Source organism: Alteromonas sp. B31-7 (genome assembly GCF_015767655.1).
Taxonomy (GTDB): domain Bacteria; phylum Pseudomonadota; class Gammaproteobacteria; order Enterobacterales; family Alteromonadaceae; genus Alteromonas; species Alteromonas australica.
This window is the reverse complement of the sequence record NZ_CP065233.1, coordinates 3,243,492-3,258,441: the sequence shown is the minus strand read 5'-3', so window position 1 is coordinate 3,258,441 and position 14,950 is coordinate 3,243,492. Positions and strand designations below refer to the sequence as shown.

Sequence of the window (14,950 nt, the reverse complement as noted above, 5' to 3'; positions counted from 1 at the left end):
TAGTATATTTTGATGTCTAATCTAGCTTCTTTTGTTAGCGAAAATCGTACTATAGAACAGCATTCAGCATTTGCATGGTTATTTCGCTTTGTCACGCCCCATAACAAACGAGTCTTTGGTTTATTTTGCTTATCACTCGTTGCTTCCTCATTAGCGCTTTTACAACCATACCTAACTAAGCAAGTGATTGACGAAGGCTTGATCGCTAAACAATTTGATCTACTGCTACAGTTTTCGTTAATGCTACTTAGCTTAGGTGTTTTTTCTACCTTATTGTCTGGCGTTTCTCGGTATTTTCATACGCAAATCTCAGGCAATATTTTATTTGATCTTCGTGAGAGTGTTTATCAGCATTTGCAAACATTATCACCGAGTTTTTACGGTAGGCAGCGGGTCGGTGATATTTTGTCGCGCTTAGATGGTGATATTGCTGAAATTCAACGCTTTGCTCTTGATGGCTTATTTTCGTTAGTTAGCGCGGTGATTGGTCTTGTTGGCTCGATTGTCTTTTTGTTTTATTTAAATTCATCATTGGCGCTTATTGCCTTTGTTTTATTACCACTAGAGTGGGGCTGGCTTAAATTTATGCGCCCTAAGGTGGAAATTAAAACTCGTAAGATGCGCGAGCGGGCAGCAGATATTTCTTCGTTTTTAATTGAAACTTTACCGGCAATGAAGTTTATTCAAACGGTATCGGCAGAAGCACGTGAGGCAAAACGCTTACAAGGCCTAAACCATAACTACCTTAATACCTTATTAGGGCTGCAAGTTACAGAGTTTGCAACAAGCTCAGTACCGACAATACTGACAACACTAAGCCGTACTTTAGTATTTATTATTGGCGGTTATTGGGTGATTAACGATCAAATGGCGTTAGGTTCGCTTATCGCGTTTTCTGCTTATTTAGGCATGGCGGTAGGTCCAGTACATACGCTATTAGGCTTATATGTTGCGATTAAACGTGTTCGAGTCAGCTTAGACCGCGTACAAGAATTAACGTTAACAAAAGCAGATGTCGAGCCAGCTCAATCAAAAGAACAACCGTTAATTATTGAGGGTAATATTAGCGCTCATTCATTGGCTTTTTCTTACCCTAATAGCAATCAAGTAGTATTTAGTGACGCAACTTTTACGATTCCATCAGGGGCAAAAGTGGGTGTGTTTGGACCATCTGGCATAGGTAAAAGTACTCTTGTCGATTTACTGTTAAGACATTTTGAGCCAACTGATGGCAAGATTGAAATTGATGGTGTTGATTTAACCAAGTTAGATTTAGCCAGTTGGCGAAAACAAGTAGCGCATGTTGCCCAAGAATTGGTGCTATTTCGTGGAACGCTGCGAGAAAACATTCGCTATGCGGCACCTAATGCAACAGATGAACAAGTGAACCAAGCAGTAGAGCAAGCCGAATTAACAGGCTTTATTTCACAATTACCGCAAGGGTTAGATACAGTTATTGGTGAGCGAGGGGCAAGGCTTTCTGGCGGGCAAAAACAGCGTATTGCGCTTGCTAGAGCACTCTTGCAACAACCAAGCATACTCATCTTAGATGAAGCGACTTCAGCTGTAGATAGTCAACAAGAACACAAATTGATGACCGTTATTGATAAGTTATTTGCTAATAAAACTCGACTGATTGTTAGTCATCGAGAGCAACCGATTCAAGATGCAGATTATTTATTAACGATTGTCGATGGCACGATTGAATTTCGCAGTGGAGTAAAGCAGTAATATGTTAATAGGGGTGATTGACTCTGGCTTTTTGGGGTCAGATGTAAATGACGGTAAAGACAATAACCTATATCAGCAACAGGGTTTTTACCTTGAAAATGACCAGGTTGAAGCTAAGCCAACCACAGGTGATATGCTAGGTCATGGTACTGTCATTACAGAATCTATCTTAACGCAAGTTCCTGATGCACAAATTGCCATGGCGCAAGTGTTTCATCAAAGACTGGTAACAACACCGCTACAAATTGTTGCTGCGATTGATTGGCTAATCAGTCTCAATGTTTCTGTCATTAATATGAGCTTTGGCTTACCTAATGATCGACAACTATTACATGAGGCGGTAAAGCGAGCTAGAGACAACAACATCATAGTCGTTGCGTCGTCCCCTGCGCGTGGAAATTTAGTTTTTCCGGCAGCTTATCCAGAAGTGGTCAGTGCGACAGGTGATGCCCGCTGTCAGCCTGATGAGTTTTCATGGCTTAATACTAAACAAGCGGATTTTGCTGCTTGTGTCCGTTCTTCTAATCCTAACGTTATTGGTGCAAGTGTTGGTTGTGCCAATGTCGCAGGGCATATCGCCCGTTATGTAAAACAAGCGAGTGTAATTGATTTAACTCAGATGACAGAATGGCTTAAAGAGCATGCCAAATACTGGGGTTTAGAAGATAGAGTTGAGCTTCGAAGAAAAAGCACAAAACCATTGAATAAGACGATGATTTTTTAGTCGTTAGAAATAATTATAAAAACAAGCAAGCTAGGGGGAAGGATGAGTACTAATGTCAGTGCTTTAGAGACAATTCACCAAGAGCCAATGGCAAAGAGACAATGGCTGATTGTTGCTTTGTGTATCGGGATATTAGCATTAGATGGCTATGATGTTTTATCTATCGCTTTCGCCGCGCCCGGCATGACCGCTGAATGGGGCTTATCTAAAACCGTTCTTGGTATTATCTTACCACTAGAGCTAGTCGGTATGGCGTTTGGTTCAATTATTCTAGGTAGCGTAGCAGATAGCCATGGTCGTAGGCCGACTATGCTGATTGGCTTAGTTATTTTAACTATTGGCATGGAAGTGGCTGCACTTGCCCCTAATATTTGGGTGTTAGGTGTAGCCCGGGTATTTACCGGTATTGGTATAGGTGGCTTACTAGCTGCGGCAACTGCGACGACATCGGATTATTGTAATAATAAAAACCGCGCTTTAGCGGTAACCTTAGTTGCCGGTGGCTTTGCCTTTGGCATTTATGCCGGTGGCTTTGCCTTTGGCATTTATGCCGGTGCGACATTTTTAGCGCCACTACTTAAGCAATACGACTGGCGCGTGACATTTCATTTAGGGGCAGCTCTAAGTCTTGTTTTTATTCCGCTTGTTTATTTTTGGGTTCCTGAAACCATTAGCTTTTTAGAACGAAAACGCCCAACAGGGGCATTGCAACGTATTCAACAGATTATGGTAAAGTTAGGGCATAGTGCACCTGAGACGTTGCAAGAAATTAGTGAAAAAAAAGGAGAACCAGAAGGGACTAAAAACTTATTTAAAGGGACTATGGTAGCCACTACTTGTATATTGATTTTTGCCTACTTTGGTAATGTCGGTACGTATTATTATTTTGTCAAATGGCTACCAACCATAGTTTCTGATCTAGGACATAACGCCTCAAACGCAACTAAGGTCTTAGGAGTTATCAGTCTTGGCGGTGTACTTGGCTCTGTTGGTATCAGTGTTGTTGCTCGTTTTGCTCCAATAAAAATATTAATGATTTTTTGTTTAATTACTGCAGCAATTGGCGTTGCCTTATTTCCGTATTTTACTGAAACATTGGAGTCGATGAAGGTGATTGGTTTTATCACCGGTGCGTTAATTTTTGCCGCAATTTCCGGTTTCTTTGGCTTATTTGCTTCATCATTTCCGTCTTCGCTATTAGGCTCTGGGTCTGGCTTAGTGCTAGGTATTGGTCGAGGCGGGGCAGTATTAGGGCCGATGCTCCCTGGCTTTTTATTTGCCGCTAACTTACCTTTGACAATGGTGGCGTTAATAATGGCAACTGGTTCATTTATCGCAGGTGTTACCATTTTATTTCTTAAACAAAAAGCAGCTTGAACAATGCTTTAAATTTATTGTACCAAGGTGTTTTTGAAATTTTTATCACCAGTTGCTATGTCATTTACAACTGGTGATAAGAATAAGGATTAAAGTTAAGAAAAGCGTTTAATTCTTTTTAGTGTTAGGTGGGATATAAGGGTCTTTAGTTCCAGGCTTAATTGGTGGGTATTGTGCAAATGAGCGTTTATGCTCCGCTAGTAATTTATGAGCAGCTTTAGGCACCCAACTGTTTGAAAGGATGACATTGTCCCTTTCTTGTGGATCGCTTAACAAATTATAAAGTCTTGGCAGTTCATAGGTGCGTACTTCGGTAAAAGCCGTTTCTTGCTCCTTTAAGTGAATTTTCCAATTTTTCCATTTTACGCCATATATTTCATTACCCATGTAAACAATAAAGCCATCACGACCTGATTTTTTTTCTTTGCCAGTAAAAAAGTCAGTCATGTTAATGCCATCAATGGCTCTGTCTTGAGGGATTTGTTCACCGGCTAGGTGAGTTAATGTTGGGAAAATATCCATTGCATGAACAATTTCGTCACTGACACGACCGGGCTTTATTTTTTCAGGCCAGCGCATGGCAAAGGGCACGCGTAATGCGCCTTCAAAACCAGTAAATAAAGTGCCGCGCCAAGGTCCTGCTGAGCCATGAAATGCGTTTTCAACGGTTAGCGTATTGTTACCGTAGCTAGTAGCTTCAGGGCCATTATCCGCGGTAAAGATAACAATGGTATTGTCTTTGATGTCTAAATCATCAATTGTTTTTAGTATTTGTCCTGTGTAATTATCAATTTGGGTTAACATATCTGCCCATTGCCCTTTACCTGACACTCCTCTAAAATCTGGATGAGTCATGGTCGGAAAGTGAGTCGCAGTATAGGGAATAAAAGCAAAGAATGGTTGCTGCTTTTTAGCTTTTCGGGTGATGAATTCGATGGCTTTATCGGTAATATCTTTGTCGATAATAGGTCGATAATCTAGTCGGTAGGGGCGTACCTTTTTGGGTATTTGCCCTTTAAGCCCTGACATTACATAGGTTTCAGATACACCACTGTCGGCAAACCCTTGCTGGGTAAAGTAAACGGATTCATCACTAGAATTCGGGATACCAAACCATTCATCAAAACCTTGATCTGTTGGAAACCTGCCTGGTGTACGACCTAAATGCCATTTACCAAAAATACCTGTGGTATAACCGGCGTTTGAAAGCGTTTCTGCTAAGGTGACTTCCCAGTTAACCAGACCGTAGATATTATTACCGATCGGCACTTTACTATTACCACTTCTAAAGGCATAGCGTCCAGTCATCAGTGCTGAGCGAGAAGGCGTACATTGAACTTCAACATTGAAGTTAGTTAAACGCAAGCCTTCATTGGCAATTGTATCTAGGTTTGGTGTTGCCGCCCCACGCACAATACCGCCGCCATTAAAGCCCGGCTCTCCCCAGCCAAAATTATCCAGAAATACAAGTACGATATTAGGTTTATTTTGTGACATAGCTTTAATGGATGTTAGCGACAACATCAACACTAAAATAAGCTTAAAAAGCCTCATATAATTAGCTCCTTTGATTGTTTGAAGTTACCTTACTCTCTATTAAAGAAAATGATATTGATAATATACGCCATGTAGTTGTTAATTTACGCCACTTTAGCTGTTTGTAATGGCGCGTATTGTCAATGGTATGGCGTGTAAAGGTAATGTTTATTCGCTTTTATTATTTAAGCTGTCAGGCATGTATTTTTAATGAGAACAAATCATGTCAATTACTGTTTTTACCAAGCCAAAATCTATTTTATCGATTGTTGTGGCTTTAGTTTTTATCTTTGATGCTAATCTTATTATGCAATTATTTGGTATGTCTTTAGATGACGCAGGTATTATGATGACGCGCATTTTAGGCGGGGCATACTTAGGTTTAGGTATTAGCTTCTGGTTTATCAACGGGCCTGATGATATTGATAAAAAGTCAGCTTACCTGTACGGCTTTAGTGAAGGGATTGCATCTCTTGCTTGTCTAGCGGGAACACTAAATGGTGCGATGAATGCTGCCGGCTGGATATTTGTTGTCGGATATTTAGCGTTTTCTTTGTGCTTTTTCTGGGTAGCAACTAAAGCACAAGGTTAATTTTTTATCAGATTAAAGCTCCACTCTTATTAAAAATAGCGATTGGAGCTATAATCTATATCAACGTATTTTTCTCTAAATTGAATCGGCGTATAACCTGTTTTTTTCTTAAACATGCGATCAAATGAGCTAGTTTCAGAAAAGCCCATTTGAATAGCAATTTCATAAATACTTGTATGGGTTTTACATAACGCAGTTTTCGCTAATTCTTCTATGACGTCAGCTTTAATTTCTCTTAAACTGGTATTGATACTAGAAAGGTGCCTAACTAAGGTTCTTTGGGATACATTTAACTGCCTTGCGATATTAACTGAATTACAGTTTCCGCTAGCAAGTGATGAAGCAATACAAGCCCGTACCTTACTAAATAAATCGTTAGTCCTATTATTGTAGTTACTTAGCATTTGGTGAATTTCAGCTTTCATTAACTCCAATAGCTCAGGATCAGTTTCATTGATTACCGTTTTTAAGAGTTTGGTTTCAAAAAATATACTATTGGTAGGTTGATCAAATTTAATATTTTCACCGTACTCTTCATAGAGTCTAGACATATCATCAGGCTTTGAATAAGAGACATTAACTCTATTCGGACGCCAATCGCTGCCGCTACACTCTTTAATCATATCGACGAACATTTTTAATGTATAGTCAACGTCAATGCGTGTTCCTGCTTTTGTTGGAACCAAAATATTATACTTTATCTCACTTTCGATAGTGCCTACATTTAAATGCAAGTCTATAGCTGTAGTCATTAAAGACTGGTATTGAATCAGGGTATCGATAAAATCTTTAAAGGTTGGGGTTTGATAAGCAATTAATGTCACCGGGCCTAAATCACCAGGTTGAGCGTTGCTTGATAAATCAAAACCGAGGTTCGGGTTATTCTCTGCCTTACCTAAAAAGTCTAATAAAATTAATACATTTGGATATGGCATCAGTTTTAGGTTAGAGGTTGGAGACTTTTTATCAAGTCCAGCACCCTCTAATATTTGTGTCTTTGTATAGCCTTTCTCAAGCATATAGTCACTCAGCCACTCAGCCGGCAAAACCGGCTTTTGATAATTACTCACAATATATCCTTTGTATCATTTCAATCAGTTCATTTAATAGGCATAATTTTTATAAGGCTTTTATTAATAAAAATAAACTATATTGTTCTTAAATGGCTTAAAAGGTCAATCGTAAGGCGTAATATGTCTATTTGGTGGCGTGTTACGGTAATTTTTTGGCGTTAATAGTCAACAGGTATATCTATTTTTTCATTTAGTCTTGGTCTCGATAATAAAAATTACATTTTAATTTAGGTCTGCTAAATAAAACGGGAAAGTGACATGAACAAACAATTTTACCTCTCAGCGGTTGCAGCAGCCGTATCACTAGCAACAACAGTTCAGGCGGCAGAGATAGAAACAATCGAAGTGACAGCTACAAAACGTGTAGAAAACGCACAATCTATACCTGTTTCTGTCTCAGCATTAAGTGCTGATGAACTTAAAAATCTAAAAATACGAGATACCACAGAGATTTCAGCACAAGTCCCAAATATGCAAATTTCTACACCCGGTGGAGATAGTTATCCTGTAATATCGATACGTGGTATCTCAATGGATGATTACAGTATTAACCAATCGAGCTCAGTTGCCATTTATGTCGATGAAGTCTACAAAGGCAACCCTTCTCTACAAAGTGGTCAAATGTTCGATCTACAAAGAATTGAGGTGTTAAGAGGGCCACAAGGTACATTATTTGGTAAAAACTCTACCGGTGGTTTAGTTAACTTTATTACTAAAGGACCATCTTGGGATACAGGTGGCTATTTAACAGCGGGTATTGGTAACAATAATCGTAAAGAAGTAAAAGGCGCGTACGAAACTGAATTATCAGATAAATTAGCGGTACGTGTTGCCGGTACTTTTACTGAAATGGACGGTTGGAAGAAAAACTCATTCCCAGGTGCAGCAGACAGTAATGCGATAGATGAGTGGGCAGCTAGAGCAACCTTCAATTATTTGCCCACTGATGATGTAGATATCACGCTAAAAGTTGCAGCAAGTAAGGCAAATCCGTACAACTACGCATATACCAATATTCCGGGTGAAGCAGGTTATGGCGCAGGGTATTATGAACTATTTAATAACGCTGAAGTTGGTTTGCCTGCGTTATTTGGTGTAACACCACCTGAAGGGGCTCCACAAAATTCTTACTTTGTACCCGAAGGGCAAGATTTCGATGAAATTCAAGAAGACCATGTATTAAAACGTGAAATTGAAAATAGTAGCGCATCACTAAATATTGTTTGGGATGTAAGTGATGAATACAGCTTAACGTCAATCACTTCTTTTGATAGTGGCGATATTACTATTCCAGAAGGTGATGGCTCTCCGAATCAGGTCAATAGTGTGGTAGTTTCAGGCGATACCACCCAGTTTACTCAAGATTTACGCTTAACTAGCAACTTAGATGGACCATTTAATTACATTGTTGGTGCATTCGTATCAAAAGAAGAAATTGATGCACCGACAAGCCTTAGTTTATTTCAAGATTTAGATTTAAATGTTGATGGTAACTTAGATTACCTTGATTGTTACGATCCTCTCGCTGCGGCATTCGGTTTAGAGATGTCGCCAAATGGTCAACAAGTTGAAGAGGCTTTATTAACGGAAGGAGCAAGCTTAGGCTTATTTGCTAGTTTAGGTTGTAGTTTACAAAATGACTATACCCAAGAAAAAACGAGCTTAGGTTTATATTTTGATGGTAGCTATGACTTAACTAAAGATACCAAGCTTCGATTTGGTGCTCGCTCAACAAATGATGTTATTGAGTTATCTAATTTCAACGCAGGCTACTACGGCAGTGACGGTACTTTAGTTGTGCCAACTATCGCCCAAGAGCTATTGCCAGAAGATGAAATTGATGAGAATGAATGGTCAGGCAAGGTAAGTGTTGATCATATCTTGTCAACAGGTGATCTGGTGTATGTAAGTTACAATCGAGGTTATCGCTCTGGTGCCTTTAACGGTCAGTCATTTAACGACCCATCAGAAGCTGCGCCAGTAGATCCTGAAATCTTAGATGCCTTTGAGCTTGGTTTTAAAGCGGACTTTTTAAGTCGTCAACTTAGAATTAATGGTGCAGCTTTCTATTACGACTACGAAGGACAGCAGTTTATTAATGTTGATCCAAACACAGCGGCGCAAACGTTACAAAATATCGATAGCTCAACCATTAAAGGTTTAGAGTTTGATATTACCGCAGCGTTAACAGACGATTTAATGCTAAGAGCGGGCTTTGGTTACTTAGATACTGAAGTTGATGGCGGTGTTATTAGTGGTGTTGATGTATCTGGTAATCAGTTAACACAAAGCCCTGAATACAACGCCAATATTGGTTTAGATTATAACCAAACACTGGGCGATTCTGGCTCTATTAATTGGCATGTCGATGGGACTTGGTCTGATAAATACTATTTTGATATTCACAATACAGAAGCTATTGCTCAAGATGCGTATGCAGTTGTAAATGCTAGAGTGACATGGACATCACCTGATGAAGGTTATGAGATTGCCATTTGGGGTAAAAACTTAACTGATGAAGAGTATCTTACTAAAGCATTCGACTTAAGTGGCTTTGGCGGCGTAATGGCCCATTACGGGCAACCAGTAAGTTATGGTGCTGAGCTAACTGTAAACTTTTAAAAGATAAGGAGTTAGCATTTAAGCTAACTCCTTTATTTCATTAAATATTAATTTTACCAGTCGTAATCATCCTTTTATCTAAATTACTAAATAGGATGTAGTAGTTACCTATTTATGTAATTGCTAGATATCTATCTTTCCAATAAACATTTTATACGTTTAGTGATTGCAGATTGTTTTTAGAAGGTGTTACAGATTAATGAATCAAATTCGGAGCAAACCTTATGTCAAAAAATGATGACGTAAATAACTTAAACAGAAGAAAGTTTTTAAAGAGCGCGGCAACCATAGGTGCAACGACCGTAGTTGCTGCGGGTACTGCGTTATCAACAACGGCCAATGCACACGATGCTAAACCAAGTTCATCTAATTCAGAGTTTGATTATGATGTAGTAGTGATTGGTGGCGGTTATGCAGGGGTTACAGCCGCAAGAGATGCGAAAAAGAACGGCCAAAGCGTACTCGTATTAGAAGCTCGTAATCGTTTAGGTGGACGTACTTTCGCTAGTGAACTCGATGGCGACCCTGTTGAGTTAGGTGGTCTTTGGGTACATAACACACAGCCATTTGTTTGGGCTGAAATTGAGCGTTATGGCATGAAAATCAAAGAAACACCGGGTGCAGCGGCAGAGGCAATGTTTGTTGTTGAAGAAAATGGTAAGCGTAATGCGTTAACCCTTGAGCAGTTCGGTGAAATTATTGCCGGTTGGGAAAAGTACAATGCTAGAGCACGTGAAATTGTTCCTCGCCCGTACGATATCCTTTATAACAAAGAAGCTGCACTTGCTGCTGACAAAGTTAACGCTATTGATTTTCTCGATCAAAATGGTTTTACGCCACTGCAACATGCTTTTAATAAATGCATGATAGAAGTTGTCGGTCATCGTTCTCCGATGGAAATGTCTTATATTGATGTGATGCGTTATCACTTAGTCGGTGGTGGCTGTTTTGCTACCTTTATGGATTCAACAACACGCTTTAAATTAGCCGATGGCACTAATAGCTTAATTGAAAAAATGATAGATGATGGTAAACCAGAAGTGCGTTTATCGACACCAGTTAAGTCTGTTCAAGACAAAGGTAATAAAGTTGTCGTAACAACAGTCCGTAATGAAAAAATCACTTGCGGCAGTGTTATTAGCACCTTACCAATGAATAGCATTACGCAAGTAGCTTTTGAACCAGCACTCCCTAAAGCGGTGCACCAAGTAGCAAAAGAGCGTGCCCCAGGCAGTGGTGTTAAGCTGTATATTAAAGTTAAAGGCGATATCGGTAATGTTGCGTCACTTGCGCCAAGTCGAGCGATTAACTTTGCTATGACTTACCAACAAGCGAAAGATTACACCATCTTAGTTGCCTTTGGTAATGATCCAGAAAAATTAGATATCTACGATGACGAGGCTATAGAAGAAGCGTTATCACTACTTATTCCTGACGTTAAAGTACAAAGCACTATGGCATATGATTGGAATAACGATCCATATTCAATGGGGACTTGGGGTATTTATCAAACTGGTTGGTTAAATAAATACTACCAAGATTTACAAAAAGAGCAGGGACGTGTTTTCTTTGCCTCAGGGGATCATGGCGAAGGCTGGCGTGGCACTATTGATGGTGCTATCGCCGCTGGCGCAAGAGCTGCACGAAAAGTTAACGACTTATTAAACAGTTAGTGTTAAGCCGGTAGAGGAAAAACAATGCAGTTATTTAATAAATCCAGCTTGTTAGCAACGGCTCAAAAAGCCTATAAACAGCAATCAAAGTTTTCTTTGCTGACCGTTACGCTGTTATTTTCAAGTGTTACTAGTGCGCAAAACTGTGATTTACAGCAAGCTAAAAAGCAGTTTAACAAATGTATCGCATGCCATGATGTGAAAGAGGGGGTCCATAAAATGGGACCATCTCTTCACCAAGTTATCGATAGAAAGGCGGGTACTCAGCCAGGTTTTTATTACTCAGAAGCAATGAAAAATAGTGATATTACTTGGACCAAAGAAAACTTATCGCAATTTCTTAAAAAACCAAAAGACATGGTTAAAGGCACAACAATGCCCTTTAGCGGCATTAAAAAACAGGCACAAAGAGATGCCATTATTTGCTATTTAGGACAACAGTAAATCATTAAAGGTAAATATTTTGGCAGTATTAACTCAAAGTTATATGACAGGGGAAAGCTCTGGACAATTGCTTTATCAAACAATTGGTCATTGCTTTGATGAGGTCGTTAATCAATATCCTGAAAATGAAGCGCTCGTTGTTTTACATCAAGGTATTCGTTGGACATATCAGGAGCTTAAAACACAAGTTTAACGCCTTGCAACAGGCTTGCTTGCATAAGGTATAGAAAAAGGTGATCGCGTAGCTATTTGGGGTCCAGATAGCTACGAATGGGTACTGACTCAATTAGCAACAGCTAAAATTGGCGCTATTATGGTGTGTATTAACCCAGCATATCGCCTACACGAATTAGAGTACGCACTAAATAAGGTGGAATGTAAGGCGATCATTACCGCAGAATCTTTTAAAAGTTCTCGGTATTTGGATATGTTAAATGAATTAGCTCCTGAGCTTAAAACTTGCCAACGGGGTCAGTTAACAGCGGTTAAACTTCCTCATTTAACTACTGTAATACGAATGGGCACCGAGCAATGTTCAGGTATGTTCAATTTTGAACAAGTTTGTGGAAAAGGAGAGCAAAAGCACTATCAATTTCTTGAACAGTTAGGTTCTGAATTACAGCCTGATGATGCGATTAATATCCAGTTTACTTCTGGTACTACAGGCTATCCTAAGGGGGCAACCTTAAGCCATAATAATATTTAAAATAACGGCAATAACACGGCTAATGGTATGGAGTTTAGTTATAAAGACAGACTGTGTATCCCTGTACCTCTATATCATTGCTTTGGTATGGTGTTAGGTGTGTTGGCCTGTATTACTAAAGGCGCAACTATGGTGTTTCCTAATGATGCTTTTGATCCAAAGTCGACACTAGAAGCTGTTCATAAAGAGCGTTGTACTGCGCTTCATGGTGTGCCAACCATGTTTGTGATGGAATTAGAACATCCTAATTTTGAACAATATGATTTAACCTCATTAAGAACAGGCGTTATTGCGGGTGCGCCATGTGCAGAAGAGTTAATGAACAACATCATTAATAAAATGCATATGGAAAACGTATTAATTGGTTACGGTCAAACAGAGTTAAGCCCATTAAATCATATGACTTTACCAAATGATAGTTTGAAAAATCGAACACAAACAGTAGGCCGAGCTATTCCCTATGTGGAAATTAAAATTGTTGATGGCGATGGAAAAGTTGTGCCTATCGGTGAGCAAGGTGAAATTTGTACCCGTGGTTATTCGGTAATGTCTCATTATTGGAACGATGAAGAGAAAACAGCAGAAACGATTAAAAATGGCTGGCTGTATTCAGGTGATTTGGGCACTATGGATAAACATGGCTATGTTCGTATTACAGGACGCATAAAAGACATGGTAATTCGTGGTGGTGAAAATATTTATCCACGAGAAGTAGAGGAGTTTCTTTATACACACCCTAAAATTTCTGAAGTTCAAGTGTTTGGCGTACCAGATGATAAAATGGGAGAAGAAGTGTGTGCTTGGGTACAAATCAAAGATGGCGAACAGCTGACAGAGGACGAAGTTAAAGACTTCTGTCAAGGGCAGATTACTCACTTTAAAATTCCAGGTTATGTGCGCTTTGTCAGTGAATATCCGATGACGGTTACCGGTAAAATCCGCAAAATTGAAATGCGAGAAATGATGGTTAAAGAACTAGCTAGCTAAGTAGCTAGTTTTAGGGCGTGTTGATCTTTCGAGATTAAATTTTGTTCTTTTTAAAAGCGATTTAATCGCGGCGTAGCGAGCAATGTATAGTTATTCTATATGCGAGAGCTACAACAAAGAGTAAATCGCTTTTAAATGAATCCAAATGACAACGTTTGTTTGGCATTTCTACTAGGTTTTCACCTTTTAATGTGGAATAACCACACGGCAAAGGCTCTGCCTTGTATAAATACCAAACAAACAGTTGCAAAAGTAACCCTGAAAGATCAACACGCCCTAGTAACTTTTAAAAAATGCCTCAGCACTTAGTTAAGTGTTGAGGCATTTTTATTGGCTAAAGCTTTAACGCAATCAATAACGTTGTGAAGGTTTATATTGAACAATCGGATTTGTTCACTTAATTACGTATTAGATCACTCATCGGTTTTATTCTGTCTAGCTTTTGCTTATTCATAAATTCATCAAAACTAATTGCTAGTTGCTCGCTTTGTTTGAGCACGTGTTGCCAATTCTTTATACGTTGTTCAGTTTCAATATCGGAAAAATCAGTTCTATCTGGAATTTTCTGATTAGGCAGTGATTGTATAAACGCTTTTGAAGGGCAGATAACGACCGTATTTTGATAATTTTCTTGGTGTACGCTTCGCTTTAAGTTTTTATCAAACCATCCTGCTTTTATATTGGCGCTAAAGTGAGGGTATAGCGTTAACCCTGGGTTATGAACTTTGATATCAAAGTGATAGTCAATGATGCCTCCGTCTCGATACATGCCATTTGGCGATCCTGGGATGTTTTCAATACCTGACATGACTAAGGGTATAGAACCTGAAGCCAATAGCGCTCCACGAAGGTTATCTTGTGTTAAATATTCTATTTGTGTGGTAAAGCCGGAAGGATCTGATATGGCTAAATCACTTGATTGTGGTTGATAGATAAAGCGCTGGTACTGACCTGATAATAGGCGTCGTGAAATTTTATTTTTAATAAAGCTGCTGGTTAGCCCTAGTATTTGTAATGCTTTATTTTCTCTTGCAACTAAACCACGGCACTTGGCAACGATAAAGTGTGATCTAAACACTGGGTTATGGATAATTTCTTTAACGCCATTATCACCTAATGAGTAATCAAGCATTTCCTGAGCAGATACTGAAATCTCACTTGCAGTTGGTTTGGTTGTGGCATAGCGCGCTTGTGAATAGTTTTCAGCAAGACGAGATATTGCAGCAACCGGATCATTTTGACCAAAACATGCGGCTCTAAACGCGCCTGCGCTAGAGCCAATAATATTAAGAGGATTTGTTCTCGAGTTAAAAAATTCGCCAAAAACGTATTTGTCTAAACCAAATAATGTGAACCATTTCGGACCACCACTAGCGCCAAGAAAGGTGTTGAATAGTTCTTGGCTAAACCCACGTTCTTGAATTGTTTTTAACGCGGTGTCTCCGGCGTAAATCTCTAACATAAATTTCAGTTTTATTTATTCAA

The 14,950-nt window shown here is 39.2% G+C and carries 10 protein-coding genes and 1 pseudogene; 8 read left to right on the top strand and 3 right to left on the bottom strand.

Going from position 1 to position 14,950, the window contains the following annotated elements; translation table 11 throughout:
• Window positions 1-12: 12 nt before the first annotated feature.
• Genes IUA53_RS14110 through IUA53_RS14100 form a run of 3 tightly spaced genes read left to right on the top strand, consistent with a single transcriptional unit; the run spans window position 13 to window position 3,832 of the window.
• Entirely contained in the window at window positions 13-1,731 is a 1,719-nt protein-coding gene (locus IUA53_RS14110; protein ID WP_071978701.1) for an ABC transporter ATP-binding protein, read from the top strand.
• A 1-nt stretch (window position 1,732) separates the two neighbouring features.
• Window positions 1,733-2,455 carry a subtilisin-like serine protease QhpE gene (gene qhpE / locus IUA53_RS14105; protein ID WP_071978700.1) on the top strand — a complete coding sequence of 241 codons (723 nt, stop codon included), beginning with the start codon at window positions 1,733-1,735 and terminating at the stop codon, window positions 2,453-2,455.
• Window positions 2,456-2,497: 42 nt separating this feature from the next.
• Window positions 2,498-3,832 (top strand): MFS transporter, encoded by a 1,335-nt coding sequence (locus tag IUA53_RS14100; RefSeq protein ID WP_196897291.1) that lies wholly within the window; start codon window positions 2,498-2,500, stop codon window positions 3,830-3,832.
• A 108-nt stretch (window positions 3,833-3,940) separates the two neighbouring features.
• On the opposite strand, the gene IUA53_RS14095 is transcribed toward IUA53_RS14100, so the two are convergent.
• Window positions 3,941-5,386 carry an arylsulfatase gene (locus IUA53_RS14095; RefSeq protein ID WP_071978699.1) on the bottom strand — a complete coding sequence of 482 codons (1,446 nt, stop codon included), beginning with the start codon at window positions 5,384-5,386 and terminating at the stop codon, window positions 3,941-3,943.
• Window positions 5,387-5,591: 205 nt separating this feature from the next.
• Here IUA53_RS14095 and IUA53_RS14090 point away from each other — a divergent pair, with 205 nt between their 5' ends.
• A complete protein-coding gene (locus tag IUA53_RS14090; protein WP_071978698.1) occupies window positions 5,592-5,960 on the top strand; it encodes a hypothetical protein in 369 nt (122 codons plus the stop codon).
• Window positions 5,961-5,989: 29 nt separating this feature from the next.
• Here the strand turns inward: IUA53_RS14090 and IUA53_RS14085 are convergent, their stop codons facing one another.
• Complete coding sequence (locus IUA53_RS14085; protein ID WP_071978697.1) at window positions 5,990-7,030, bottom strand: AraC family transcriptional regulator; 1,041 nt, start codon at window positions 7,028-7,030, stop codon at window positions 5,990-5,992.
• A gap of 261 nt (window positions 7,031-7,291) precedes the next feature.
• Here IUA53_RS14085 and IUA53_RS14080 point away from each other — a divergent pair, with 261 nt between their 5' ends.
• From IUA53_RS14080 to IUA53_RS14065, 4 genes and pseudogenes are all read left to right on the top strand, one after another.
• The gene (locus IUA53_RS14080) at window positions 7,292-9,655 is read left to right on the top strand and encodes a TonB-dependent receptor (RefSeq protein WP_071978696.1); all 2,364 of its coding nucleotides are present in this window, start codon (window positions 7,292-7,294) and stop codon (window positions 9,653-9,655) included.
• A gap of 224 nt (window positions 9,656-9,879) precedes the next feature.
• Window positions 9,880-11,328, top strand: coding sequence for a flavin monoamine oxidase family protein (locus IUA53_RS14075; protein WP_071978695.1), 1,449 nt, complete (start codon window positions 9,880-9,882; stop codon window positions 11,326-11,328).
• 24 nt (window positions 11,329-11,352) lie between these two features.
• Window positions 11,353-11,772, top strand: coding sequence for a c-type cytochrome (locus IUA53_RS14070; protein WP_071978694.1), 420 nt, complete (start codon window positions 11,353-11,355; stop codon window positions 11,770-11,772).
• Window positions 11,773-11,815: 43 nt separating this feature from the next.
• A pseudogene (locus IUA53_RS14065) lies at window positions 11,816-13,465 on the top strand (AMP-binding protein).
• A gap of 397 nt (window positions 13,466-13,862) precedes the next feature.
• Here the strand turns inward: IUA53_RS14065 and IUA53_RS14060 are convergent.
• Window positions 13,863-14,927: a patatin-like phospholipase family protein gene (locus IUA53_RS14060; protein WP_071978693.1), complete on the bottom strand. Its 1,065-nt coding sequence runs from the start codon at window positions 14,925-14,927 to the stop codon at window positions 13,863-13,865.
• Window positions 14,928-14,950 lie beyond the last annotated feature (23 nt).